Origin of the sequence: Comamonas sp. NLF-1-9, assembly GCF_019195435.1 — a bacterium.
In the GTDB taxonomy this organism is placed as follows: Bacteria; Pseudomonadota; Gammaproteobacteria; order Burkholderiales; family Burkholderiaceae_C; genus Comamonas_C.
On sequence record NZ_CP078069.1, the window covers coordinates 2570866 to 2592885 of the forward strand.

Annotated in this window: 22 protein-coding genes and 1 pseudogene; 13 read left to right on the plus strand and 10 right to left on the minus strand. The window is 68.6% G+C overall.

The window, feature by feature from the left end; translation table 11 throughout:
- The 7 genes from KUD94_RS12345 to KUD94_RS12375 form a co-directional block, all read right to left on the minus strand.
- Positions 1-477, minus strand: a complete 477-nt coding sequence (locus KUD94_RS12345; RefSeq protein WP_218237489.1) for a DUF2271 domain-containing protein — start codon at positions 475-477, stop codon at positions 1-3.
- A gap of 76 nt (positions 478-553) precedes the next feature.
- Positions 554-958 (minus strand): PepSY domain-containing protein, encoded by a 405-nt coding sequence (locus KUD94_RS12350; RefSeq protein ID WP_218237490.1) that lies wholly within the window; start codon positions 956-958, stop codon positions 554-556.
- A 267-nt stretch (positions 959-1225) separates the two neighbouring features.
- A complete protein-coding gene (locus tag KUD94_RS12355; protein ID WP_218237491.1) occupies positions 1226-2674 on the minus strand; it encodes an efflux transporter outer membrane subunit in 1449 nt (482 codons plus the stop codon).
- The gene (locus KUD94_RS12360; RefSeq protein ID WP_218237492.1) at positions 2674-3384 is read right to left on the minus strand and encodes an ABC transporter ATP-binding protein; all 711 of its coding nucleotides are present in this window, start codon (positions 3382-3384) and stop codon (positions 2674-2676) included. The genes KUD94_RS12355 and KUD94_RS12360 overlap by 1 nt, the downstream gene beginning before the upstream one ends.
- Before the next feature lies 1 nt (position 3385).
- On the minus strand, positions 3386-4597 hold the full coding sequence (locus tag KUD94_RS12365; protein WP_218237493.1) for an ABC transporter permease: 1212 nt from the start codon (positions 4595-4597) through the stop codon (positions 3386-3388).
- Positions 4594-5745, minus strand: coding sequence for an efflux RND transporter periplasmic adaptor subunit (locus KUD94_RS12370; RefSeq protein WP_218237494.1), 1152 nt, complete (start codon positions 5743-5745; stop codon positions 4594-4596). The genes KUD94_RS12365 and KUD94_RS12370 overlap by 4 nt, the downstream gene beginning before the upstream one ends.
- A complete protein-coding gene (locus KUD94_RS12375; protein ID WP_218237495.1) occupies positions 5742-6353 on the minus strand; it encodes a TetR/AcrR family transcriptional regulator in 612 nt (203 codons plus the stop codon). The genes KUD94_RS12370 and KUD94_RS12375 overlap by 4 nt, the downstream gene beginning before the upstream one ends.
- A gap of 122 nt (positions 6354-6475) precedes the next feature.
- On the opposite strand from KUD94_RS12375, the gene KUD94_RS12380 reads away from it, so the two are divergent.
- Genes KUD94_RS12380 through KUD94_RS12390 form a run of 3 tightly spaced genes read left to right on the plus strand, consistent with a single transcriptional unit; the run spans position 6476 to position 8864 of the window.
- Positions 6476-6820, plus strand: a complete 345-nt coding sequence (locus KUD94_RS12380; RefSeq protein WP_218237496.1) for a PepSY domain-containing protein — start codon at positions 6476-6478, stop codon at positions 6818-6820.
- Complete coding sequence (locus tag KUD94_RS12385) at positions 6820-7494, plus strand: response regulator transcription factor (RefSeq protein WP_218237497.1); 675 nt, start codon at positions 6820-6822, stop codon at positions 7492-7494. The genes KUD94_RS12380 and KUD94_RS12385 overlap by 1 nt, the downstream gene beginning before the upstream one ends.
- Positions 7491-8864 carry a sensor histidine kinase gene (locus KUD94_RS12390; RefSeq protein WP_218237498.1) on the plus strand — a complete coding sequence of 458 codons (1374 nt, stop codon included), beginning with the start codon at positions 7491-7493 and terminating at the stop codon, positions 8862-8864. The genes KUD94_RS12385 and KUD94_RS12390 overlap by 4 nt, the downstream gene beginning before the upstream one ends.
- A gap of 203 nt (positions 8865-9067) precedes the next feature.
- On the opposite strand, the gene KUD94_RS12395 is transcribed toward KUD94_RS12390, so the two are convergent.
- On the minus strand, positions 9068-9421 hold the full coding sequence (locus KUD94_RS12395; RefSeq protein WP_218237499.1) for a hypothetical protein: 354 nt from the start codon (positions 9419-9421) through the stop codon (positions 9068-9070).
- Positions 9422-9606: 185 nt separating this feature from the next.
- On the opposite strand from KUD94_RS12395, the gene KUD94_RS12400 reads away from it, so the two are divergent.
- Complete coding sequence (locus KUD94_RS12400) at positions 9607-10431, plus strand: SDR family oxidoreductase (protein WP_218237500.1); 825 nt, start codon at positions 9607-9609, stop codon at positions 10429-10431.
- Positions 10432-10458: 27 nt separating this feature from the next.
- Here the strand turns inward: KUD94_RS12400 and hutG are convergent, their stop codons facing one another.
- Positions 10459-11403 (minus strand): formimidoylglutamase, encoded by a 945-nt coding sequence (gene hutG, locus KUD94_RS12405; protein WP_218237501.1) that lies wholly within the window; start codon positions 11401-11403, stop codon positions 10459-10461.
- Between the two features lie 51 nt (positions 11404-11454).
- Positions 11455-12192 (minus strand): histidine utilization repressor, encoded by a 738-nt coding sequence (gene hutC / locus KUD94_RS12410; protein WP_218237502.1) that lies wholly within the window; start codon positions 12190-12192, stop codon positions 11455-11457.
- 173 nt (positions 12193-12365) lie between these two features.
- Between hutC and KUD94_RS12415 the strand changes: the two genes are divergently transcribed.
- The 9 genes and pseudogenes from KUD94_RS12415 (at position 12366) to hutI (ending at position 21884) form a co-directional block, all read left to right on the plus strand.
- Positions 12366-13523 carry an ABC transporter substrate-binding protein gene (locus KUD94_RS12415; RefSeq protein WP_218237503.1) on the plus strand — a complete coding sequence of 386 codons (1158 nt, stop codon included), beginning with the start codon at positions 12366-12368 and terminating at the stop codon, positions 13521-13523.
- A gap of 30 nt (positions 13524-13553) precedes the next feature.
- Positions 13554-14417 carry a branched-chain amino acid ABC transporter permease gene (locus tag KUD94_RS12420; protein ID WP_218237504.1) on the plus strand — a complete coding sequence of 288 codons (864 nt, stop codon included), beginning with the start codon at positions 13554-13556 and terminating at the stop codon, positions 14415-14417.
- An 11-nt stretch (positions 14418-14428) separates the two neighbouring features.
- Positions 14429-15286 carry a branched-chain amino acid ABC transporter permease gene (locus KUD94_RS12425; protein WP_255568825.1) on the plus strand — a complete coding sequence of 286 codons (858 nt, stop codon included), beginning with the start codon at positions 14429-14431 and terminating at the stop codon, positions 15284-15286.
- Positions 15283-16065, plus strand: coding sequence for an ABC transporter ATP-binding protein (locus KUD94_RS12430; RefSeq protein WP_218237505.1), 783 nt, complete (start codon positions 15283-15285; stop codon positions 16063-16065). The genes KUD94_RS12425 and KUD94_RS12430 overlap by 4 nt, the downstream gene beginning before the upstream one ends.
- The gene (locus KUD94_RS12435) at positions 16058-16762 is read left to right on the plus strand and encodes an ABC transporter ATP-binding protein (protein ID WP_218237506.1); all 705 of its coding nucleotides are present in this window, start codon (positions 16058-16060) and stop codon (positions 16760-16762) included. Before KUD94_RS12430 ends, KUD94_RS12435 begins: the two co-directional genes overlap by 8 nt.
- A 37-nt stretch (positions 16763-16799) precedes the next feature.
- Positions 16800-18497, plus strand: coding sequence for a urocanate hydratase (hutU, locus tag KUD94_RS12440; RefSeq protein ID WP_218237507.1), 1698 nt, complete (start codon positions 16800-16802; stop codon positions 18495-18497).
- Positions 18498-18517: 20 nt separating this feature from the next.
- A pseudogene (locus KUD94_RS14810) lies at positions 18518-18952 on the plus strand (HutD family protein); the annotation flags it as partial.
- Positions 18953-19087: 135 nt separating this feature from the next.
- Positions 19088-20659 (plus strand): histidine ammonia-lyase, encoded by a 1572-nt coding sequence (gene hutH, locus KUD94_RS12445; RefSeq protein ID WP_255569257.1) that lies wholly within the window; start codon positions 19088-19090, stop codon positions 20657-20659.
- Between the two features lie 25 nt (positions 20660-20684).
- Positions 20685-21884 (plus strand): imidazolonepropionase, encoded by a 1200-nt coding sequence (hutI, locus tag KUD94_RS12450; protein ID WP_218237509.1) that lies wholly within the window; start codon positions 20685-20687, stop codon positions 21882-21884.
- Positions 21885-22020: the final 136 nt, after the last annotated feature.

Below are 22020 nucleotides of genomic sequence, written 5' to 3' on the forward strand. Positions count from 1 at the left end.
TTATTTGAGCTGGTAGCTGAGCGACTGCACGTACTGCTTGCCCGTCTGGGCTTTGCCCGAGCCTGCTGCCGTGAGCGGCAGACGCACTTCGCTCGGGCTCTCGCGCATGTCTTCGACGGCGGCATCAATGCGGATTTCATAGCCCGCGTCGATCAGCGCATCGGCCAGATCGGCCGTCACCTTGAGCGTGCGGCCCGCGCCCACGCTGGCACCGGTGACGCCCGCGAGGCGCTTGGCATCGCCTGCGGACAGCCGGTTCCAGTCGGTCAGATGCTTGTAGTACTTGGTCTTGCCGCCCGCGACCCACAGGGTGCCGGCGTAGGCTCCCTTGGCGTCGCTCAGATACAGGGCGAGGTAGGCGCCGCCGCCGCCATAGTTTTTGAGCTGCGTGGTGATGGTGATTTCGCGGCTCTGGGCCAAGATCGGGACGGCCAGGGCGCAGGCGATGGCGAGGGCGGTGAGCAGGGGTTTTTTCATAGTTTTGCTTTCGTAAAGATAGCTTGCAACGCTTTCTGGTAGAGCGTTCAGTCCACTTTTGATTGAGCTTTTGAGTTCACTCCACCTGGGCGCGCGGACGGCTGCCGGAGGTGAACGGCGAGCTGCTGGAGGGCTGGATCGCGACGGCTTCGGGATCGGGCGCGAGCTGGGTGTCGCGGCCTTGTCGGCGTTCGCGCTGCTTGCGCTTGATCTTCACGATCTCCAGCGTTTGTGGGTCAATCTTGGCTTTGAAGCGCTGGCCCTGCGCGTCGATGCCGCGCAGCTCGTAGCAGCCGTCGTCGACCTTCAGGCGCTGCACTTGCCAGCCCTGCTCGCTGGCCATCTGGCGCACCGCATTGCGCGATTGCCATTGGCTGGCGGGCACCTTGCAGTCGTCGCCCGCCAGGGCAGGCAAGGCGCCCACGGCCAGCGCAAGGGTTGCGAGCGCTGCGGCTACGATGGTTTTGCTGCGTCGATTCATTGCACACTCCTTGAACAGGTTGAAGGCCAGTGTGCGTGGCCGGCGGTGAACCGATGCTGAAGCGGGCGTTCATTGCCAGTTCATCTGCCACCCAGGCAAGTTTCAGGCAAGGCTGAACAAGTTCTTCGCGCGCATCGCATCCCTGGCTTGGGGTGGTCTGCGTCCTTGCACATTCTCGCCATGGCTGCGGCCATGCCTGCGCTTTGCGTCGCGCAGCCCACCCAACCCAGCGCGCGCCGCATCGCGGGGACTTGTTTTGCGTCGGCTTTACCCGGGCGTGCGAGCGCTTGCCGCTCCAATGGCCTGGTACAGCGCCACGCTGTCGCTCAGGCGCTGGGCCTGCGCGGCCACCCGTTGCAGGGCGCTTTGCTGAGCCTGCTGCTGTGCTATCAGCAACTGCACTTCACTCACTGCGCCCAGGCGCAGGCGCTCTTCGGCCAGCTGCACGCTCTGGCGCGCGCTGGCGTCGGCGCTCATCAGCGCCTGCTCGGTTTGTGCGTCGTGCTCGATGGCGCGCAGCACGTCGGCCACCTCACGCAGTGCCTGCAGCACCACGCTCTGGTAGTTGGCGCTGGCGGCATCCAGCGCCGCCATCGCTGCTTGCTCTTCGGAGGGCTGCGCGGCGTTGAACAAGGGCGCGCCCAGCTGCGCGCCCAGCGCCCAGACCGCCGAGGCACCGCCAAACAAGGCCCCGGCGGCAAGCGCCTGGCTGCCCAGGCTGGCGCTGAGCGTGAGCTGCGGGTAGCGCCGGGCCACGGCGGCGCCGTGTTCGGCATGTGCGGCGTGCAGCAGCGCCTCGCTGGCCTGAATGTCGGGGCGCTGGCGCACCAGTGCGGAGGGCACGAGCAGCGGCAGCTCGGCGGGCAGCGTGAAATCGGCCAGCACGAAGGCGGGCACTTGCGCCGTGCCCGGCGCCTGCCCGCAGAGCAGCGCCAGCAGGTGCTCGGTTTGCTGCAACTGGCGGCGCAGCGGCGGCAGGCTGGCGCGGGTTTGCTCGGCTTGGGTGGCGAGCGCCAGCGCCTCGTCGGGCAGGGCCTGGCCCAGGCGTTGGCGCTCATGCGCCAGGTGCAACTGCCGCAATTGGCCAGAGAGCAGCGCATCGCTGACTTCGATCTGCGCCGCAAGGCGTGCGCGGGTGATGGCGGCCTGCGCAATCTGCCCGGCAAGCATCAGGCGTGCGGCATCAAGCTCATGGCGGCGCCAGGCGGTTCGGTCGGCGAGTTGCTGCAGGGTATGGCCCTGCACACCGGAAAGATCGAACTGATAGCGCACGCCTACGCTGGCGCTGTACAGGCGAAATTCACGCCCCGTGCCCTCTTGGCCCTGGGCGGCGCCTGTGGCGCGTTGCTGCTGCATGCCAAGGCCGGCGTCGACCTGCGGCATCCGCATGCTGTCCGCCTGGGCCTGTTGGCGCGCCTGCGCCTGAGTGAGCAGCGCCTGCGCGGCAGCCAGCGTCGGGCTGGCCTTGAAAGCCTGCTCGATCAGGGCGTCGAGTCCGGGCGATTGCAGCGCCCGCCACCATGCTGGCTCAGGCGCCTGCACGACGATGATTCGCTGCGCGCCGCTGGCTGCGGGGGCTGTCGCTTCATTGGCAGTGGGCGTGTAGCTTTGCATCGTGGGCGCAGCGGGCCGGGTAAACGGGGCGGTGGTACTGGCGCAGCCCGCGAGCGCGGCAGCAGCCAGCACCGCCGTCAGGGAGCTTGGAAACCGGGGCATCAGCAGCTCCTTCCTTCACCCGCCTCTTCGTGCGTGACGCCGTCGCGGATGTGGTAAATGCGTTTGAAGGTGGGGATGATTTTTTCGTCGTGCGTGACCACGACCACGGCAGTCTGGTAGCGCTGCGCCATCGCGTTCAGGATGCGCACCACGGCCATGGCCCGCTCGGAATCGAGCGGCGCCGTGGGCTCGTCGGCCAGGATCACCGGCGGGCGGTTGATCAGGCCGCGTGCAATCGCCACGCGCTGCTGCTCGCCGCCAGAGAGCAGCGCCGGCATGGCGCTTGCGCGGTGCTGCACGTCCAGCGCGGTGAGCAGCTCCATGGCCCGCTCGCGCGCCTGGGCATTGGGCACGCCCGCGAGCATGGGCAGCAGCGCCACGTTGTCCAGCACGTCCAGAAACGGAATCAGGTAGGGCGCCTGAAACACGAAGCCGATCTTGTCGCGGCGCAGCGCGCGCAACTCGCGTACCTTCCAGCCGTTGTCGAAAATGGTCTCGTTGCCCAGCGCCATGCGTCCTGTCGTCGGGTCCGTCACCGCGCCCAGGCATTTGAGCAGCGTGCTCTTGCCCGAGCCCGAGGGGCCGATCAGCCCCACCACTTCGCCGGGTGCCACGTGCATGTTCACGTCCTTGAGCGCAAGCACGGCCGAGTCGCCCGAGCCGTAGCGCTTGGACAGGCCGGCTATGTATATGCCTTTGTCCTGGCTCATGTCAGCCTCCGATGGCTTCTGCGGGGTCTACGCGCAGCGCCATACGGATGGCCACCACGCTGGCGAGCGCACAAATGGCCATCACGGCGAAGAAGCCGATCACCGAATCCTGTGCAATCAAGAGTACGTACTTGGGAAAGATGGGCGCCGACCAGCTGGCGCTGATCTTGCCCACGGCAAAACCGATCATGCCCAGCGCCAGCGCCTGCTGCAGGATCATGGCGGCGATGGTGCGGTTCTTGGTGCCTATGAGCTTGAGCACCGCGATCTCGCGGATCTTGTCCATGGTGAGCGTGTAGATGATGAAAGCGACGATGGCGGCGCTCACGATGGCGAGGATGGCGAGAAACATGCCGATCTGCTTGGCCGAGGTGGCAATCAGCTTGCTCACCAGGATGTCCTGCATCCGCGCGCGGGTGTGCACGCTGAGCTGCGTGCTGCGCTCGATCGCGCTGGCCGTGGCCTCGGGGTTGGCGCCGGCTGCCAGGCGTACCAGGATGGCGTTGACCGAGGTGCTGGCTGATTGGCTGGCGTTGATCGCCTCCAGCAGGCCGGGCACGCCCGGGCGATTGAACGCCGGGTTGGCTGCGCTGCGCCGGCGTGCGGCGCGGATGGCGTCGTTGTCCTTCAGGAACTGCGCCTGCTGCGCGTCTTTCAGCGGGATGAAAACCATGGGGTCGCCGCTGGAAGACACCATGCGCCGGGTCAGTCCCACCACCTCGTAGCGGTGGCGACGAATGGCGAGCACGTCGCCCAGGCGAAAACCGCTCGCGATGTCGGCCACCGCTTCGTAGTGCCCGCGCGTGATTTGCCGCCCGGCCACCAGATACGGCGGCCAGCCGGGCGTGCCTGCGGCCTCATCGGCGGCAATGCCCACCACCATGGCGCGCGTGTCGTCTGCATCGCCTTCCTTGCGCACCTGCATGGTGAAGTAGGTGACGTTGGCGGCGCGCGCCACGCCGGGCAGTGCTCTCACCTGGCGCCAGGCGTCGTCGGCGAGGCTGGACGATTCCGCGTAGGGCCCCAGCGTGCCCTGCTGCACCACCCAGAGGTCGGCGCCGCTGTTGTCCAGGAGCGCCTGGCCGTCGTCGACCATGCCGCGATAGACACCTGCCATCACCAGCGTGACGCCGATCAAGAGACCCAGGCCGAAACCGGTGAAGATGAACTTGCCCCAGCTGTGCAGGATGTCGCGCCCGGCGAGCGAAATCACGGTTGCACCCCGGCGATGCGCGCCACCTGCTGGACGCGGCGCTTGTCGGTCAGCGCGCGTTCGCTGTGCACGATGACGGTGTCCTCGGCTTGCAAGCCCGTCACGATCTGCACGCGTCCCTGCAGATCGCTGCGGCCGGTTTTCACGGGTACGAAGCGCGCCCGGCCATCGGCCACTTGCCACACTCCGGTTTCACCGCCCCGGTGGTGCAGCGCGGCGTTGGGCAGCACCGGCGTGGCCGCCAGCGCAGGCAGTTGCAGCGTGACCTCGGCAAGTTCGCCCAGCGGCGGCAGCGGCGTGGGCAGTTGCTCGAACACCACCTTGGCCAGCAGCTCCTCGGTCACCGCATCGGCCTTGGGCTCCACGCGCAGCACGCGACCGGTGAGTGGTTCACTGCGGCGTGAGCGCAGGCGTATCTGCGCGGGCAGTCCGGGCGCAAGCCCTGCGGCGCTGATCTGATCGAGCCGCAGATTGATCCAGAGGCTGGCCGGGGCGATCACCTCCAGCACCGCTTGACCGGCCACCACGGTGCTGCCGGGTTCTGCCTCGCGCGCGCTCACGATGCCGTCCTTGTTTGCCACGAGGCGCAGCTGGCCGCGCTGGGCGCGCAGCGCGGCGATGTCTGCCGTGGTGCGGACAAGGTCTTCACGCGCCGCAGCCAGGGCGGCATCGGCCACGGCCAACTCCTGGCGTTTCGTGAGCAGCAGCTCTTCGCTGGTGGAATGCGCGGCCAGCAACTGGGCGTAGCGCTCGGCTTGCGCACTGGCAAAACCCTGGCGCGCAGTGGCCTCGCGCAGCGCGGCTTGGCTGCGCTTGCGCAGCGCCTGCAGGGCTTGCAGACGCTCGTCCAAGTCCACCGGCTCCATTTCACCAAGCAATTGCCCGGCGCGCACCACATCACCCACGTCCACATCGAGATGCTTGACGCGCGCGGCCACGGTGGGCCCCAGACGCATGGTGTGGCGCGCCTCCACGGTGCCTATGCCAAAGAGCGCCGGGGCAAGCTGAGCGCTCTCTACCCGCGCTTGCGTGACCTGTACCGGCGCCATGGGTCCCGAACGCAGCGCCACCCAGGCCAGCAAGGCGGCCAGGGGCAGCAGCACGGCAAACAGCGCCAGCGTGCGGCGCTTGGGCAGGGCGAAGTTCATTGCGCGGCTCCGGTCATGGCGTGGCGGTAGAGCAGGAACACGCCGGGCGCCTGGGTGCGCATCTGGCGCACGTCGCCCGCCAGCATGGACTGCATCACCAGCCCCTGCACCGTGCCGACAAAGAGCAACGCTGCCGCCTGGTTGTCAACGTGTGCGCCGATCTCGCCCTGCTGCTTGCCCTTGGCGATCAGTCGTTGCAGGCGCTCGCCATAGTGCAGGATCAGGGTCTGCGCCACGCGTTTGGGCGCGCTGGCCTCGGCGCGCTGCAGCTCGCCAAACAGCATGCGCGGCACGCCGGGGTGCTCGACGATGAAGCGCACATGCGTCATGAACACGGCCTCCAGCGCAGCAAGCGGCGAGGGCGCGGCGGCAATCGCCTTGTCCACGCGTGCCAGCAGCCGCTCGGCCACCCAGCCCATGACGGCTTCGAGAATCGCTTCCTTGGTGGGGAAGTGCTTGAATAGCGCACCCTGGGTCACGCCCATGTGCCTGGCGATCGCGGTGGTGGAGATCTCGCTCGGATTGTGCTGGCCCGCCAGTTCGATCACCGCCTCGACGGCGGCGGCGCGCCGTTCGTCGGCGGAAAGGTATTGACCGGAACTGCTCATCGCATTGCTGAAAGAAAGTAAGTTATTACTATCTTATGTGGCGCCGAGCCAAGCTGTCAAGCGACGCACGCACTATCGTCGTTCATGCCCGGTTCATGGATGGCGCGCTATACATTGCAGCCATGAACACCATGCGCTTCTTCCTTCTTCGCCGCCTTGCCTTGGCTGGCCTGCTGCTGGCTGCGCTCGGCGGCTCGGGGGTTTTGCTCGCAGGCGATGACGACCACGAACGCGCGCGCCAGGCGCTGACCAGCGGCCAGGTGTTGCCGCTCGCCGAAGTGCTTGCCAGAATGCAGCAGGAGGGCTTCTCCGGCCAGGTGCTCAAGGTTGAGTTCGAGCGAGAGCATGGTCGTTTCATCTACGAAATCCGCCTGCTGCAAGCCGAGGGCCGCGTGGCCAAGCTGGTGGTGGATGCGGTCGATGGCCGGGTGCTCAAGGTCAAACGCAAGGACAGGGACAGGCACTGATGCGCCTCCTGGTGGTGGAAGACGAGCCCGTGCTGCGCGAGCAACTCGCGCAGGCGCTGCGCGATGCCGGTCACACGGTCGAGGAGACCGGCGATGGCCGCGAGGCGCATTACCTGGGCGACGCCGAAAGTTTCGACGCCGTGGTACTCGACCTGGGCTTGCCGCAGATGGACGGCCTCTCGGTGCTGCGCCGCTGGCGCAGCGCGGGGCGAAGGATGCCGGTGCTCATCCTCACCGCGCGCGGCAGTTGGCAGGAGAAGGTGGAGGGCATGGATGCCGGTGCCGACGATTACCTGGCCAAGCCCTTTCACATGCAGGAGCTGCAGGCGCGACTGCGTGCCCTCCTGCGCCGCCAGACCGGGCACGCGAGCAGCCAGTGGCAGTGCGGCGAGATCGCACTCGATACCCGCAGCGCCCGCGCGGCGGTGGCTGGCCAGCCGCTGGCACTGACCAGCCACGAGTTCAAGCTGCTCGCGCTTTTGATGCAGAAGAAGGGGCAGGTGCTCTCGCGCACCGAACTCTCCGAGCACCTGTACCCGCTCGATGAGGACCGCGACTCCAACACCATCGAAGTCTTTATCGCGCGCCTGCGCAAGAAGCTGCCCGAAGGCTGCATAGAAACCTTGCGCGGGCTGGGCTATCGCCTGGTGGAGCCTGCGGCCAGCGGCGCATGAAAGGTTCACTGCGCTGGCGCCTGCTGGTGGGCACGCTCGCTTGGGTGGCCATTACCCTTGCAGTGGCGGGCTGGGGATTGGCAGCCTTGTTTCGCGAGCATGTGATGGCGCAGTGGCAGGCGCAGCTGGTGCAGCAGCTCGACCAGTTGAGCGGCGCGCTCGATTGGGTGGATGGCCAGCCCAGGCTGGGCGCGATGGCGGGCGATGCCAGACTCTCTACCCCGCTCTCGGGCTGGTACTGGCAGATCGACCGTTTGGGCACGCAGCCGCAAGCCGCCATCGCGCGTTCGCGTTCGCTCTGGGATCAGACCTTGGCGCTGCCTGCCGCATTGGGCAAGACCACGGGCGACAAGGTTTTGCATTTGAGCGACGCCCAGGGCCATGCGCTGCTGGCGGTGGCGCGCACGCTCGAGCTGCCCGACGCAGGTGCGCCGCCCTTGCTTGTGACGGTGGCCGGTGATGAAGCGCTGGTGGCGCAGCCGATTGCGCGCTTCACCCATTTGCTGTGGATCACGCTCGCCATCCTTGCCGCTGGCCTGTTGCTGGCCGTTGCCCTGCAGCTGCAGCTGGCGCTGCGGCCACTGGCGCTGCTGCGCCGGCGTCTGGCTGCGGTGCGCGCGGGCGCAAGCGGACAGCTCCCCGGGCAGTTTCCACAAGAGCTGCAGCCGCTGGTGGCCGAGTTCAACCACGTGCTGGCTGAAAACGCCGAGATGGTGCAGCGGGCCCGCGCGCAGGCAGGCAACCTCGCGCACGCGGTGAATACGCCGCTGGCGATCATCGCCAACGCCGCCGAGCAGGACGACAGCGCGCTGGCTCTCCTGGTGCGCGAGCAGGTGCAAAGCGCCCGCCGGCAGGTGGATTGGCATCTGGCGCGCGCGCGCGCGGCGGCAGCGGTGCGCGCCACGGGCCTGGCCACACCGGTGCTCGAGCCGCTGCAGGCGCTGGTGCGCACCATGCAGCGCCTGTATGCGGACCGCGGGCTGCGCTTCGAACTGGCCGATGGCGTGCCGCCGGCGCAATTTCGGGGCGAAGCGCAGGACTTGTACGAAATGCTCGGAAACCTGCTGGACAACGCCGGCAAGTGGGCGCGCTCGTGCGTGCGGGTGGCGGTGCGCTCCGAGGGTGACCAGCTTGTCTTCACCATCGACGACGACGGTCCCGGCATCCCCGAGGCCGAACGCCAGCGCATGTTCGAACGCGGCGTGCAACTGGGCGACGTGCGCAGCGACACGCAGGGCGCGCGCGGGGGCGCCGGTCTGGGGCTGGACATCGTGCGCTCGCTGGCGCAAACCTATGGGGGCGAGGTGCACGCCGGCATTGCGCCGCTGGGCGGCTTGCGCATGTGCCTGAGCCTGCCCGCCAGTACTTGAACGGATCAGGCGGCAGGCAATTGGTCAGCCCACGCCCGGCGGCCGGGCGCTGGCCCGGGTGCTGGCAGGCATCGGTCCGGGTTTTCGGCTTCGTCGCTGTCCGGCATGGACGGCTTGCTCGGGACGCAGCGGCGCGGCCTTGCGGCGCAAGAACGTCAGCGAGCCGGATTTGCCGCAAGCTTCAAGAGGCGCGGTTCACTGCGTCACTGCGCCAGGCCGGTGTGCTCCTGGCGCCAACTGCTCGAACGTGCAAGCGGCCCCCATGCAATCCAGTGCGGCCCGGCGCCGCGGCTGTAGTAGTAGTCGCCCAGCGGGCTGATGGCCACGGCGCGCGGCGTGCCCGGCCCGTTGAAGAACTGCCAGCCATAGCCGAGCTCGCCCGCCTGCGCGCCGTTGCCCACGGTGCGCCAGCGAAAAGTCGGCGCCTGGCTGCCCTGCTGCTGGGCGAGCGACTCCGTCGCATGCGCGCTGCTGCTCCGTGCGTGCTCGTCGGTTGGCGCGGCACAGCCCGCCAGTGCGAGCAGCAATACGCCGGCCATCAAAGGGTTGGTGTGCATGGGCAATCTCCTTGAGGTTTTGCAAACGCGAGAGTGCAGGGCGGGCAGCAATCGGCGTGCCCGGCTCGGCCCTTCGCGCGGCATTGCCCCGCCTGCCCGCTGCGGCGCGCTCGGCGCGGCCGGCTCTGGCAGCGCGGCGGCGCAGGCGGCATGATCGGCACATCGGCAATCAAGGGAGCATGGGCATGGATTTGGCTATCGCCGGCCGCTGGGCACTGGTCTGCGGCGCCAGCAAGGGTTTGGGGCTGGGCTGCGCGCAGGCGCTGGCGGCCGAGGGCGTGAACCTCGTGGTCAACGCGCGCACCGAGGCGCCGCTGATGCAAGCCGCTTCACAATTGAGAGCTGCCGGCGCAGATTGGGCAAGCGCTACAGGCCAAAAAAGCCCTGAAGTCATCGCCGTCGCTGGCGACATCACCACGCCCGAGGGGCGGGACGCGGTGTGGTCCGCCCCCAGTGGGCCGGGCAAGGATTTCGACATCGTGCTGACCAACGCGGGCGGCCCGCCCACGGGCGATTGGCGCGGCTTTTCGGCGCAGGACTGGCAGCGCGCGCTCGACGCCAACATGCTCACGCCGATAGAGATCATCCGGGCGGTGGTGGACGCCATGGCGGCGCGCGGCTATGGGCGGATTCTCAACATCACCTCCAGCGCGGTGAAGGCACCGATCGACATCCTGGCGCTGTCCAACGGCGCGAGGAGCGGCTTGACCGGCTTCATCGCCGGGCTGGCGCGTTCGGGCATCGCGGCGCACGGCGTGACGGTGAACAACCTGCTGCCTGGCAAGTTCGACACCGACCGGCTCAAGGCCACGCTGGTGGCCGCGGCCGAGAAGACCGGCAAGCCGCTGGAGGAAGTGCGCCGCAGCCAGACGGCGCAGATCCCGGCGCGCCGCTTTGGCACGCCAGGCGAATTCGGCGCGCTCTGCGCCTTCCTGTGCAGCCCGCAGGCGGGCTACATCAACGGGCAGAACCTGCTGCTCGACGGCGGGCTGTATCCGGGGACGTTCTGAGCGCGCGGCGCAGGTCTGCGGCCGCGCTCAAGCGGTCAGGGGTTGCAGCAACTGCCAGGCCAGGCGAGCGACGGCGCGCGCGGTGTGGCCGTCGATGTCGTATTGCGGGTTGAACTCGGCAATGTCGGCCAGGCGCAGCTTGCCGCTGGCCTTCACGCGCTGCAGGCAGGCTTCGACGACGCTCAGCGGCACGCCGTAGGGCGCGGGGGCCGAGACACCCGGCGCCACGCTGGCCGGCAGCGCGTCGGTGTCTATGGTCAGGTAGACGTGCTCGGCCTCGGCCAGCAGGCGGTCGATGTCGGCCAGGCGCGCATCCAGTTGGCGCTCCTGCATTTCGGTGTCCTCGCGCCAGTACACATCGAGCTCGTTGGCGCGCTGGTACAGCGCCGGGGTGTTGCCCAGCAGTGAAACGCCCAGGCAGGCGTAGCGCACCGGCAGACTGCGCTCGCGCGCATCCTGCAGGATCTGGTCGAAGGGCGTGCCCGAGTTGCCGGGACGGCTGGTGCGCAGGTCGAAGTGCGCGTCCAGGTTCAGCACCAGCAGCCGCCCGCCGGGCCCTTCGCTGGCGTACAGATGATCGCGCAGGCCCTGGTAGTCGGCCCAGGCGATCTCATGCCCGCCGCCGAGCACCACCAGGCGCGCACGACAGCCGAGGATTTGCGCCACGCGCTGCGCCTGCGCGCTCTGCGCGGCTTCCAGAGTGTCGCCCTCACAGAGCACGTCGCCCGCGTCCCAGAGTGCGTGCAGCGCGTGCGCGGGCAGGTTGGCCAGCGCCCGGCGCGCCACCTGCGGCGCCTCGCGCGCGCCCACGCGGCCCTGGTTGCGCGCCACGCCGGCGTCGCTTGCAAAGCCGGCCAGCACCGCATCGCCCACGCCGTAGTCATCGTCGTGGCGCACGATCTGGTGCAGGCGGCGGGTGTCGCCGGATTCGGCCGAGTCGTCACGGCCTTGCCAGGGGTTTTGCGCTGTCATGGTCTTCCTTTCGCCCCGATGGTAGCGCCGGGCCGTGCCGCGCCGGGCCGCTCAGATGCGGCCGGTAAAGCGGTAGCGCTTGGCCGGGTGCCACATGGCCGCGACCGACGCCACCTGGCCCATGGAATAGGTGGTGCGGCGCAGCACCAGGCAGAACTCGCGCGCCTGCATGCGCAGCAGCTGGCGAACCGCCTCGGTGGGGGTGTCGGCCTCGATTTCGAAATCCACGCCCTGCAGCGGCGCCACCTTCATCAGATAGGCGTTGGGCGTGCCGCGGGTGAAGTCCTGGGCCAGGTAGTCGGGCGCGACCTGGGGGTTGACCCAGCGGTCTTCCACCTGCAACGGCAAGCCGTTCTCGAAGTGCACGATGACTGAGTGGAAGACGCTGGCGCGCGCGGCCAGCCCGAGCTTGCGCGCCAGGGCGTCGCTTGCGCGGGCGCGTTCGAGCAACTGCAGCTCGCTCGCATGGCGGTGGCCGCGCGCGGCGATCTCGTCGGCGATGTTGCGCAGCTCGACCAGCGTGGCGAGAAACTTCTGCTGCGCCACATAGGTGCCCGAACCCTGCACGCGCTCGAGCACCTGTTCGCTGCTGAGCTCGCGCAGCGCGCGGTTTACCGTCATGCGCGAGACGCCGAACTCGCGCGCCAGCGCCTCCTCGCCCGGGATCGCGTCGCCCTCGCGCCAATGGCCTTCGTGGATCTGGCGCAGCACGTGCTCCTTGATGCGCTGAAAGGCCGGTGCGCGCTTGTCGCGCGCTGCCAGGTCGGCGGAGGAAGTCCGGAGATTCATCAGGGTAAACCCGTAATTTGTCGCGGCCGCTGTTGACACTGCACAGCGCACCATCTAAATTCATTTTCCGCGAGATGTATATACAACATGCGGCTGAACATCGAATTGTTGTATAGGCATTAAACAACGAGTCGGCGCCCCGCGTCCAGAGGTCCATCCCCAAGGAGAAGCTCATGAAACCCCATTTCCCCTTTGCCCCCAAGCTGCTTGCCGCAGCGCTGGCCTTGGCCCTGCCCGCGGGCGCGGCCTGGGCCGACATCAAGATCGGCTTCAACGTGCCATCCACCGGCTTTGCCGCGGCCGACGGCAAGTCGGCGCTGGAAGGCGCCAAGCTCGCGGTGGCCGAAGCCAATGCCGCCGGCGGCGTGGCCGGCGAGAAGCTCGAGCTCGTGGTCTACGACGACCAGGCTTCGGCCAAGGAAGCCGTGCCGGCCGTCACCAAGATGATCGAGAAGGACAAGGTGGTGGTGGGCGTTTCGGGCTCGTATTCGGGCTCGACGCGCGCGGCCGCTTCCATCTTCCAGAAGGCGCAGGTGCCCTACGTCGTGGCCTACTCCATCCATCCGGACGTCACCTTGGCGGGCGACTACATGTTCCGCGTCTCGGCCATGGGTGAGGTGCAAGGTCGTGGCGGCGCCAAGCTGGTGCAGGAGCTGGGCAAGAAGAACGTCGCCCTGATCACCGTGAAGAACGACTTCGGCCAGTCGCTGGCCGCGGGCTTCAAGGACGGCGCCAAGAAGCTCGGCCTGAACGTAATCAACGAGTACGAATACGGCATGGCCGACCGCCAGTTCGGCCCGCTGGTGAGCAAGGTCAAGGCGGACAACCCCGAGGTCATCTACGCCTCGGGCTACTACTTCAACGCCGGGCCGCTGGTGAGCCAGTTGCGCGCCGCCGGCATCACCGTGCCCATCATCGGCCAGGAGGGCTACGACTCGGAGAAGTTCATCGAGATCGCCGGCCCCGCCTCGGAAGGCACGCTGGTGACCACTTCGCTCGATCGTGATTCCGACTCGCCCGTCACCAAGGCCTACCTCGCTGACTACAAGAAGGCCTACGGCGCGGGCTCCGACATGGTCGCGGCGTCCAGCTACACCGCCACGCAGGTGGCGATCGAGGGCCTGAAGAAGACCGGCGGCAAGGGCGGCGCGGCGCTGCGCGACGCGATCGCCGCAGGCAGCTACGACACGCCGATCGGCAAGCTCTCGTTCAACGACTTGCACGAGGTGCAGAAAGACCTGCAGGTGCAGATCGTCAAGGACAAGGCCTTTCACCGTCACAGCGTGATCCACGACCCGGTGCTGCTGGCCCCGCCGACCAAGGCCAAGTAAGCAGCGCGACGCGAAAGGCGCCGGCAGACCATGCTGTACGTCGAACTCGTCGTCCAGGGGCTGGTGCAGGGCAGCATCTACGCGATGATTGCCCTGGGCCTGACCCTGGTGTATGGGCTGCTGCGCATCCTGCACGTCGCGCACGCCTCGCTGTTCACGCTGGGCGCCTACGCCGGCGTGTTGATCACCAACGCCAGCGGCAGCCTGCCGCTGGCCTTCGTCGGCGCGGCGCTGATCGCCGGCCTGGCGGGCGTGCTGATGTACCGCCTGGCCTACCAGCCGCTGCTGAGCCAGCCGCCCTTCGTCGCGCTGATAGCCTCGATCGGTCTGTACATCGCCTCGGAGGAGGCGTTTCGCATCGTGTTTGGCGCCCAGGGGCTGTCGTTTGCCACGCCGCAGATGCAAGGGCAGGTGGCGCTGGGCGGCGGGCTGCAACTGAGCCGGGTCGAAGTCTGGATGGTGGTGGGCACGGTGCTGATCATCGGCGTGCTCGCCTGGCTGCAGTCGCGCACGCGCATCGGCGTCGCCTGCCAGGCGACGGTGACCGATCCGCAGATGGCCGAGTCCTTTGGCATCTCGCTGCGCCAGGTGCGCGACATCAATTTTTTCGTCGGCTCGGCGCTGGCGGGTTTTGCCGGTGTCTGGGTGGCGCTGCTGAACAACCTGGTCGAGCCGACCATGGGCAGCGTGCCCTCGTACAAGGCGCTGGCCATCATCGTGCTGGGCGGCCTCGGGTCGGTGCCGGGCACGCTCGCAGCGTCGCTGGTGCTCGGCGTGGTCGAGTCCTTCGGCACGATCTACATTGGCCAGTTCCTGGACCGCAACGCGATCGCCTTCGCCTTCCTGATCGTGGTGCTGATGGTGCGCCCGCAAGGCCTGTTCGCGCGGCGCTGAGGTGATCGGACATGGACTACGAAATCACCTTGCTCACCACCATGGCGATCAGCGTCATCTTTGCGCTGTCGCTGAACCTGATCACCGGCTTTTGCGGCCAGATCAGCCTGGGTCACGCGGCATTTCAGGGCGTGGGGGCCTACGCCGCCGCCATGCTCGGCAAGGCCGGCTGGCCCTTTCTGGCCACGCTGCCGGTGGCCATGCTGCTCGCCTGCGTGCTCGGCCTCATCGTCGGCCTGGCGTCGCTGCGCGTGCGCGACGATTTTCTTGCCATCACCACCATGGGCGTGGTGTTTCTCTTCGTCGGTTTCGTGCGCCAGCAGGATTGGCTGGGCGGCGAGATGGGGGTTTCCTCGATTCCCGACCACGGCATGGGCAAGTTCGGCTTCATGGCCTTTGGCATCGTGCTCGCGGCCTTGGTCGCGGGCCTGTCGATCTACATCCGCCGCACCTGGATGGGGCGGGTGTTTGGCGGCATTGCCGAAGACGAAGACACGATGCGCGTGCTCGGCATCGACGTGCCGCGCTACAAGCTCGCGGCCTTTGCCATAGGCACGGCGCTGGCGGGTCTGTCGGGCGCGCTGCTGGCCTATCACCTGCAATTCATCGGCGCCGAGAACTTCGGTTTCATCGAATCCATCACCGTGCTCTCAATGGTAGTGTTCGGCGGCATCGGCTCGGTCGCCTGGGTGGTGATTGCCGCGGCGGTGCTCTCGGCGCTGCCCGCCTGGTTCCAGGTGATCGGCGACTACAAGCTGCTGGTCTATGGCGGCTTGCTGTTTCTGATGATGCGCTTTTCGCCCGGCGGCATCGCCGGCCTGGTGCGGCGCATGTTTGCCGCAAGCAAGCTGCGGGAGGGCAAGGCATGAGCGCCCAAGCCCTGCTCGCCATCGAATCGGTCACGGTGCGCTTTGGCGGGCTGCTGGCGGTCGATGGCGTGTCCTTCACCGTCGCCGAGGGCGAGCTGCTCGGTCTGATCGGCCCCAACGGCGCGGGCAAGACCACCATGCTGCGCGCCATCACCGGCGTGGTGCGCCCTGCCAGCGGACAGGTGCTGCTCGATGGCAAGCGCCTGAACGAGCTGGCGATCAACGAGCGCATCCGCATGGGGCTGGCGCTGTCGCAGCAACTGGTGCGGCCGCTGCGCAGCATCTCGCTGCAGGACAACGTGGCCATGGCCGCGGCCAGCAGCAAGACGCGCCGCCCGCTGGGCGCGCTGCTGCAGGTGTCCGACGCCCATGAACTCGCCCAGGCGCGCAAGGAGCTCGAGCGCGTTGGCATTGCGCACTTGGCCGAGCAAAGCCCGGCGACGCAGCCGCTGGGCGTGCTCAAGCGCCTGGAGCTGGCGCGTGCGCTGGCGCTCAATCCGCGTCTGCTGCTGCTCGACGAACCGCTCGCCGGCCTCAACTCGAAGGAGGCGCGGGGCCTGGCCGACACGATTGCCGAGATCAATGCCCAGGGCGTGACCATCGTGCTGATCGAGCACAACCTCGGCGAGGTGCTGCGCATCTGCCGGCGCCTGGTGGTGCTGGACAACGGCCGCAAGATCGCCGAGGGCGAACCGCAGGCCGTCATGGCGCAGCCCGTGGTGCGCAGCGCCTATCTCGGCAGCGAAACCCGGGCCGAGGAGGAGGCAGACCATGCTTGAACTGCGCGACTTCTCCTGCGGCTATGGCGCGTTTCAGGCAGTGCACGCGCTGAACCTGAAGCTGCGCCCCGGCGCGATCACCGGGCTGCTCGGGCCCAATGGCGCGGGCAAGTCGTCCACGCTGATGTGCATTGCCGGGCATGTGCAGCAGCAGGGAGGCGCCATGTTGTTCGAGGGGCGCGACATCAGCGCCCTGCCCGCCACGGAGCGCGTGCGCCTGGGCCTGGCCATCTCGCCCGAGGGGCGGCGCCTGTTCAAGGACTTGACGGTGCAGGACAACCTGCGCGTGGGCGGCCTGGTGCAGCCCGCGAAGGTCTTTGCGCACGACCGCGACCGCGTGCTCGCGCTGTTTCCGCGCCTGGCCGAGCGGCTCGATTCACTCGCGGGCAACCTCTCGGGCGGCGAGCAGCAGATGCTGGCCATAGGCCGCGCCCTGATGACGCGCCCGCGCCTCTTGATGATCGACGAGCTCTCGCTCGGCCTCATGCCCAAGGTCATCGACCTGTGTTATCGGGCGCTCGATACCCTGCGCGCCGAGGGCCTGACCGTGCTGCTGGTGGAGCAGAACACCGAGCGCGTGCTCAAGGTGGCCGACGACATCTGCGTGCTCGAATCCGGCCGCTCGGTCTGGCAGGGCAGCGCTGCCGACGCCCGCAAGGACCCCTCTCTCACCGAAGCCTATCTGGGCCTGCACTGATGCGCCCGGCCCGCTTCCCACTGTCCTGGAGCTTCTCATGACCACAGCCAACGACCCCCGCCACGATCCGTCCCGCCACATCCGCGCGCCGCGCGGCAGCCAGCTTGCCTGCAAGAACTGGCTGATCGAGGCGCCCTACCGCATGATCCAGAACAACCTGGACGCCGAGGTGGCTGAGCGCCCGCAAGACCTGGTGGTCTATGGCGGCATAGGCCGCGCGGCGCGCGACTGGGCCTGTTATGACCAGATTCTTGAATCGCTGCGCCAGCTCGAAGCCGACGAAACCCTGCTGGTGCAGTCGGGCAAACCCGTGGGCGTGTTCAAGACGCACGAGAACGCGCCGCGCGTGCTGATCGCCAACTCCAACCTGGTGCCCAAGTGGGCCGACTGGGAGCACTTCAACGAGCTCGACCGCAAGGGTTTGTTCATGTTCGGCCAGATGACGGCGGGCAGCTGGATCTACATCGGCAGCCAGGGCATCGTGCAGGGCACCTACGAAACCTTCGTCGAGGCCGGTCGCCAGCACTACGGCGGCGATCTCGCTGGTCGCTGGGTGCTCACCGCCGGCCTGGGTGGCATGGGCGGCGCGCAGCCGCTGGCGGCGACGCTGGCCGGGGCGTGTTCACTCAACATCGAATGCCAGCAGGCGAGCATCGACTTTCGTCTGCGCACGCGCTATGTGGACAAGCAAGCCAGGGACATCGACGAGGCGCTGGCGCTGATCCAGCAGCACACCGCAAAGAAAGAAGCGGTCTCGATCGCGCTGCTGGGCAATGCCGCCGACATCCTGCCCGAGCTGGTCCAGCGCGCCAGGGCCGGCGCGATCAAGCCCGACCTGGTGACCGACCAGACCAGCGCGCACGACCTGATCAACGGCTACCTGCCCCGGGGCTGGACGGTGCAGCAATGGCGCGCCGCCGCCGCCGACCCCGCGCGCCACGCTGAACTCAAGCAGGCCGCGGGCCAGAGCTGCGCGCTGCACGTGCAGGCCATGCTCGACTTTCAGGCCATGGGTGTGCCGACCTTCGACTACGGCAACAACATCCGCCAGGTGGCGCTGGATGCGGGGGTGAAGAAGGCCTTCGACTTTCCCGGCTTCGTGCCCGCCTACATCCGCCCCATGTTCTGCGAGGGCAAGGGCCCGTTTCGCTGGGCAGCGCTCTCGGGCGACCCCGAGGACATCTACAAGACCGACGCCAAGATCAAGGAGCTGTTCCCCGAGAACAAGCACACGCACCGCTGGCTGGACATGGCGCGCGAACGCATCGCCTTCCAGGGCCTGCCCTCACGCATCTGCTGGCTCGGCCTGGGCGAGCGCCATGTGGCGGGGCTGGCGTTCAACGAGATGGTGAAAAGCGGCGAGCTCAAGGCCCCGATCGTCATCGGGCGCGACCATCTCGATACCGGCAGCGTCGCCAGCCCCAACCGCGAAACCGAGTCCATGAAGGACGGCACCGACGCGGTGAGCGACTGGCCGCTGCTGAACGCGCTGCTGAACACCGCGGGCGGCGCTACCTGGGTCAGCCTGCACCACGGCGGCGGCGTGGGCATGGGCTATTCGCAGCATGCGGGCATGGTGATCGTGGCCGACGGGACGGACGCCGCCGCCGAGCGCCTGGCGCGTGTGCTGGTCAACGACTGCGGTTCGGGCGTGATGCGCCATGCGGACGCGGGCTATGAGAAGGCGCTGGAGACCGCCAGGCGCTTCGGTCTGAAATTGCCGATGATGGCCTGAGCGCACCCGGGAACAGCGCCATGCATCGCTTCGACCTCACTACCCTAGAGAGCACGCCCTGGAAGAATGGCGCGGGCAGCACGCGCGAGATCGTGCGCTGGCCCGCTGGCAGCACGCTCGACGACTTCGAGTGGCGCGTGAGCGTGGCCACGCTGCAGGGCGCCGCGCCGTTTTCTTCCATGCCCGGGGTCGACCGCCAGACCATGCTGCTCGACGGCGAGGGCGCCCGGCTGCAGGCCGACGACGCCAGTCTGCTGTTCGATCTGCACCAGCCCGGCCAGGTGTTCGCCTTCGCGGGTGAGGCGGCGATCACCGCTCAGCCCCATGGCGGCGCCTCGCGCGATGTCAACCTGATGCTGCGCCGCGGCCATTGGCAGGGCCAGTTGCAGCGCGTCGCCGGCCCTCGGCAGCCGGGCAGCACGCCAGCCGGCCTGTGCATGGTGCTGGCGGGGCGCTGGCGCCGCGGCGCGGAGGTCTTCACCGCCGGCCAGGGCCTGTGGTGGTCGGCACCGGCGCCGGGCGAGGCGCTGGTGCCCGAGGCAGCGGGCGGCGAGGGCGAACCGGCGCTTGCCTGGGTCGCGCTCTCGCCGGTGGCGCCGGCGAGCCTCGGCCAGCAGCACAACGGCGCGCAGCTCACGGTGCAGCCCGGGGGCCTGACGCTTGCGCAACTGCGCGCTCTCTGGCAGCAGCCGCTGCCCGTGGCGCTGGCCGCGTCGGCCCAGGCGGCGATTGCGGCCAGCGCCGCTGCGGTGCAGACCATCGTCGCGCGCGGCGAGCCCGCCTACGGCATCAACACCGGCTTTGGCAAGCTGGCCAAGACGCAGATCGCACACGCGCAACTGGCGCAGTTGCAGCACAACCTCATCCTCTCGCACTCGGTAGGCACGGGCGAGCCGCTGCCCGATGCGCTGGTGCGCCTGGTCATGCTGATGAAGGCGGCGAGCCTGGCGCGCGGCCACTCGGGCGTGCGCCCCGTGGTGATAGATACCTTGCTGGCCATGCTCAACGCCGGGGTGTTGCCGCTGGTTCCGTCCAAGGGGTCGGTGGGCGCCTCGGGAGACCTCGCGCCGCTGGCGCACATGACGCTGGCGCTCATCGGCCAGGGACAGGTGCGCTGGGCCGGGCGCAGCATGGCGGCGATCGATGCACTGAGCGCTGCCGGCATTGCACCGCTCACCCTCGCAGCCAAGGAGGGACTGGCGCTGATCAACGGCACCCAGGTCTCCACTGCGCTCGCGCTGCACGGTCTGTTCCTGGCCGAGCGCCTGCTCGATGCCGGCACGGTGATCGGCGCGCTGTGCGTCGATGCGGCCAAGGGCAGCGACGCGCCGTTTGATCCGCGCGTGCATGCGCTGCGCGGCCAGCCGGGGCAGATCGCGCTCGCCCAGGTCACGCGCGCGCTGCTGGCGGGCAGCGCGATCCGCCAGTCGCATCTGGTGGGCGACGAGCGCGTGCAAGACCCCTACAGCCTGCGCTGCCAGCCCCAGGTGCTCGGCGCCTGCCGCGACCTGATCGCCCAGGCCGCGCGCACCCTGCTGATCGAGGCGAACGCGGTCACCGACAACCCGCTGGTGTTTGCCGACACCGGCGAGGTGCTCTCGGGCGGCAATTTCCACGCCGAGCCGGTGGCCTTCGCCGCCGATACGCTGGCGCTGGCGATCAGCGAGATTGGCGCGATCTCCGAGCGGCGCATCGCCTTGCTGATCGACAGCACGCTCTCGGGCCTGCCGCCCTTTCTGGTGCACAACGCCGGGCTGAACAGCGGCTTCATGATCGCCCATGTGACGGCGGCGGCGCTCGCCTCGGAGAACAAGTCGCTCGCCCATCCGGCCAGCGTGGACAGCCTGCCTACCAGCGCCAACCAGGAAGACCACGTGAGCATGGCCACGTTCGCCGCGCGGCGCCTGGCCGAGATGGCCGACAACACCGCCAGCATCCTCGGCATCGAATGGCTGGCCGCCTGCCAGGGCGTGGACATGCACCAGCCGCTCAAGAGCTCGCAGGCGCTGCAGCGCGCCCACGCCACGCTGCGCGCGCGCGTGCCTTTCTATGCCGAAGACCGGCTGTTTGCTCCTGATATCGAAGCGGCGCACGCCCTGGTGCTGGACGGCAGTGCGGCCGATGGCAACCGGGCGCTGCTTGCGCGCCTGTGGGCCGACTGAAGCGCAAGCGCGGGAACCCCTGGCGATGCAAAAACTCTGGCGCAATGCACGACTGGCGACGTTGGCCGCTGAAGACTGGGGCCTGGTGGAGAAGGGCGCGGTCGTCACCGAGGGTGAACGGATCGAGTGGCTCGGCCCGCTCTCGGCCTTGCCTCGCGAGCTGCGGCCGGCGCAGGAGATCGATCTTGCCGGCGCGCTGCTCACGCCCGGACTGGTCGACTGCCACACGCATCTGGTCTACGGGGGTGACCGCGCGGGCGAAGCCGAGATGCGCCTGAACGGCGCCAGCTACGAGGAGATCGCGCGCGCCGGTGGCGGCATACGCTCTACCGTGGCGGCCACGCGCGCCGCATCGGAAGAGGCGCTGGCGCACAGCGCGCGCCAGCGCGCGCAGGCGCTGATGGCCGGCGGCGTGACCACGCTGGAGATCAAGTCCGGCTACGGCCTGTCGCTGCAAGACGAGGCCAAGTGCCTGCGCGTGGCGCGGCGCCTCGGGCGCGAGCTTGCGCTCGAGGTGCGCACCAGCTTCCTCGGCGCGCATGCGCTGGCGCCGGAGTTCGAGGGCCGCGCCGACGACTACATCGACGCGGTGTGCGCCTGGTTGCCCGCTCTGCATGCCCAGAACCTGGTCGATGCGGTCGATGCCTTCTGCGAAACCATAGGCTTCAGCAGCGCCCAGGTGGCCCGGGTGTTCGAGACTGCACGCTCCCTGGGCCTGCCGGTCAAGCTGCACGCCGAGCAGCTCAGCGACCAGGGCGGCGCGCAGCTTGCGGCGTCCTTCGGCGCGCTCTCCGCCGACCACCTCGAGCACCTGAGCAGCGAAGGCATCGCGGCGATGCAGGCCGCGGGCACCGTCGCGGTGCTGCTGCCAGCCGCCTACTACATGCTGCGCGAAACACGCCAGCCGCCGATTGCCGAATTGCGCGCCGCAGGCGTGCCGATGGCGGTGGCCAGCGACCACAACCCGGGCACCGCGCCCGGTCTGTCGCTGCTGCTGGCCGCGCACATGGCGTGCGCTTTTTTCCGGCTCACGCCGCGCGAGGCCGTGGGCGGCATCACCCACCAGGCGGCGCGCGCGCTGGGCCTGGCAGATCGCGGCATGCTGCGACCGGGCCTGCGTGCCGACTTTGCGCTGTGGGAGCTCAACCACCCGAACGAACTCGTCTACTGGTTCGGGCACAACCCCTGCCGCCTGGTAGTGCAAGGCGGGCGCGAGCGCGGCTGAAGCGGCGCGCTGGGCTGGCGCGCGGGCAGCCCGGCGAATGCGGGCTTGTCCTACATGCCAAGACGGCGCAAACAAGGCACACTCGGACTGCGGGCTGCACGCAGCTGGCCCGGTCCCGCGCTGCCGCGCGGGTGTG

Coding starts and splice junctions, on each gene's coding strand:
- KUD94_RS12345 (WP_218237489.1), bottom strand. CDS start 477: ATGAAAAAACCCCTGCTCACCGCCCTCGCCATCGCCTGCGCCCTGGCC.
- KUD94_RS12350 (WP_218237490.1), bottom strand. CDS start 958: ATGAATCGACGCAGCAAAACCATCGTAGCCGCAGCGCTCGCAACCCTT.
- KUD94_RS12355 (WP_218237491.1), bottom strand. CDS start 2,674: ATGCCCCGGTTTCCAAGCTCCCTGACGGCGGTGCTGGCTGCTGCCGCG.
- KUD94_RS12360 (WP_218237492.1), bottom strand. CDS start 3,384: ATGAGCCAGGACAAAGGCATATACATAGCCGGCCTGTCCAAGCGCTAC.
- KUD94_RS12370 (WP_218237494.1), bottom strand. CDS start 5,745: ATGAACTTCGCCCTGCCCAAGCGCCGCACGCTGGCGCTGTTTGCCGTG.
- KUD94_RS12375 (WP_218237495.1), bottom strand. CDS start 6,353: ATGAGCAGTTCCGGTCAATACCTTTCCGCCGACGAACGGCGCGCCGCC.
- KUD94_RS12380 (WP_218237496.1), top strand. CDS start 6,476: ATGAACACCATGCGCTTCTTCCTTCTTCGCCGCCTTGCCTTGGCTGGC.
- KUD94_RS12385 (WP_218237497.1), top strand. CDS start 6,820: ATGCGCCTCCTGGTGGTGGAAGACGAGCCCGTGCTGCGCGAGCAACTC.
- KUD94_RS12390 (WP_218237498.1), top strand. CDS start 7,491: ATGAAAGGTTCACTGCGCTGGCGCCTGCTGGTGGGCACGCTCGCTTGG.
- KUD94_RS12395 (WP_218237499.1), bottom strand. CDS start 9,421: ATGCACACCAACCCTTTGATGGCCGGCGTATTGCTGCTCGCACTGGCG.
- KUD94_RS12400 (WP_218237500.1), top strand. CDS start 9,607: ATGGATTTGGCTATCGCCGGCCGCTGGGCACTGGTCTGCGGCGCCAGC.
- hutG (WP_218237501.1), bottom strand. CDS start 11,403: ATGACAGCGCAAAACCCCTGGCAAGGCCGTGACGACTCGGCCGAATCC.
- hutC (WP_218237502.1), bottom strand. CDS start 12,192: ATGAATCTCCGGACTTCCTCCGCCGACCTGGCAGCGCGCGACAAGCGC.
- KUD94_RS12415 (WP_218237503.1), top strand. CDS start 12,366: ATGAAACCCCATTTCCCCTTTGCCCCCAAGCTGCTTGCCGCAGCGCTG.
- KUD94_RS12420 (WP_218237504.1), top strand. CDS start 13,554: ATGCTGTACGTCGAACTCGTCGTCCAGGGGCTGGTGCAGGGCAGCATC.
- KUD94_RS12425 (WP_255568825.1), top strand. CDS start 14,429: ATGGACTACGAAATCACCTTGCTCACCACCATGGCGATCAGCGTCATC.
- KUD94_RS12430 (WP_218237505.1), top strand. CDS start 15,283: ATGAGCGCCCAAGCCCTGCTCGCCATCGAATCGGTCACGGTGCGCTTT.
- KUD94_RS12435 (WP_218237506.1), top strand. CDS start 16,058: ATGCTTGAACTGCGCGACTTCTCCTGCGGCTATGGCGCGTTTCAGGCA.
- hutU (WP_218237507.1), top strand. CDS start 16,800: ATGACCACAGCCAACGACCCCCGCCACGATCCGTCCCGCCACATCCGC.
- hutI (WP_218237509.1), top strand. CDS start 20,685: ATGCAAAAACTCTGGCGCAATGCACGACTGGCGACGTTGGCCGCTGAA.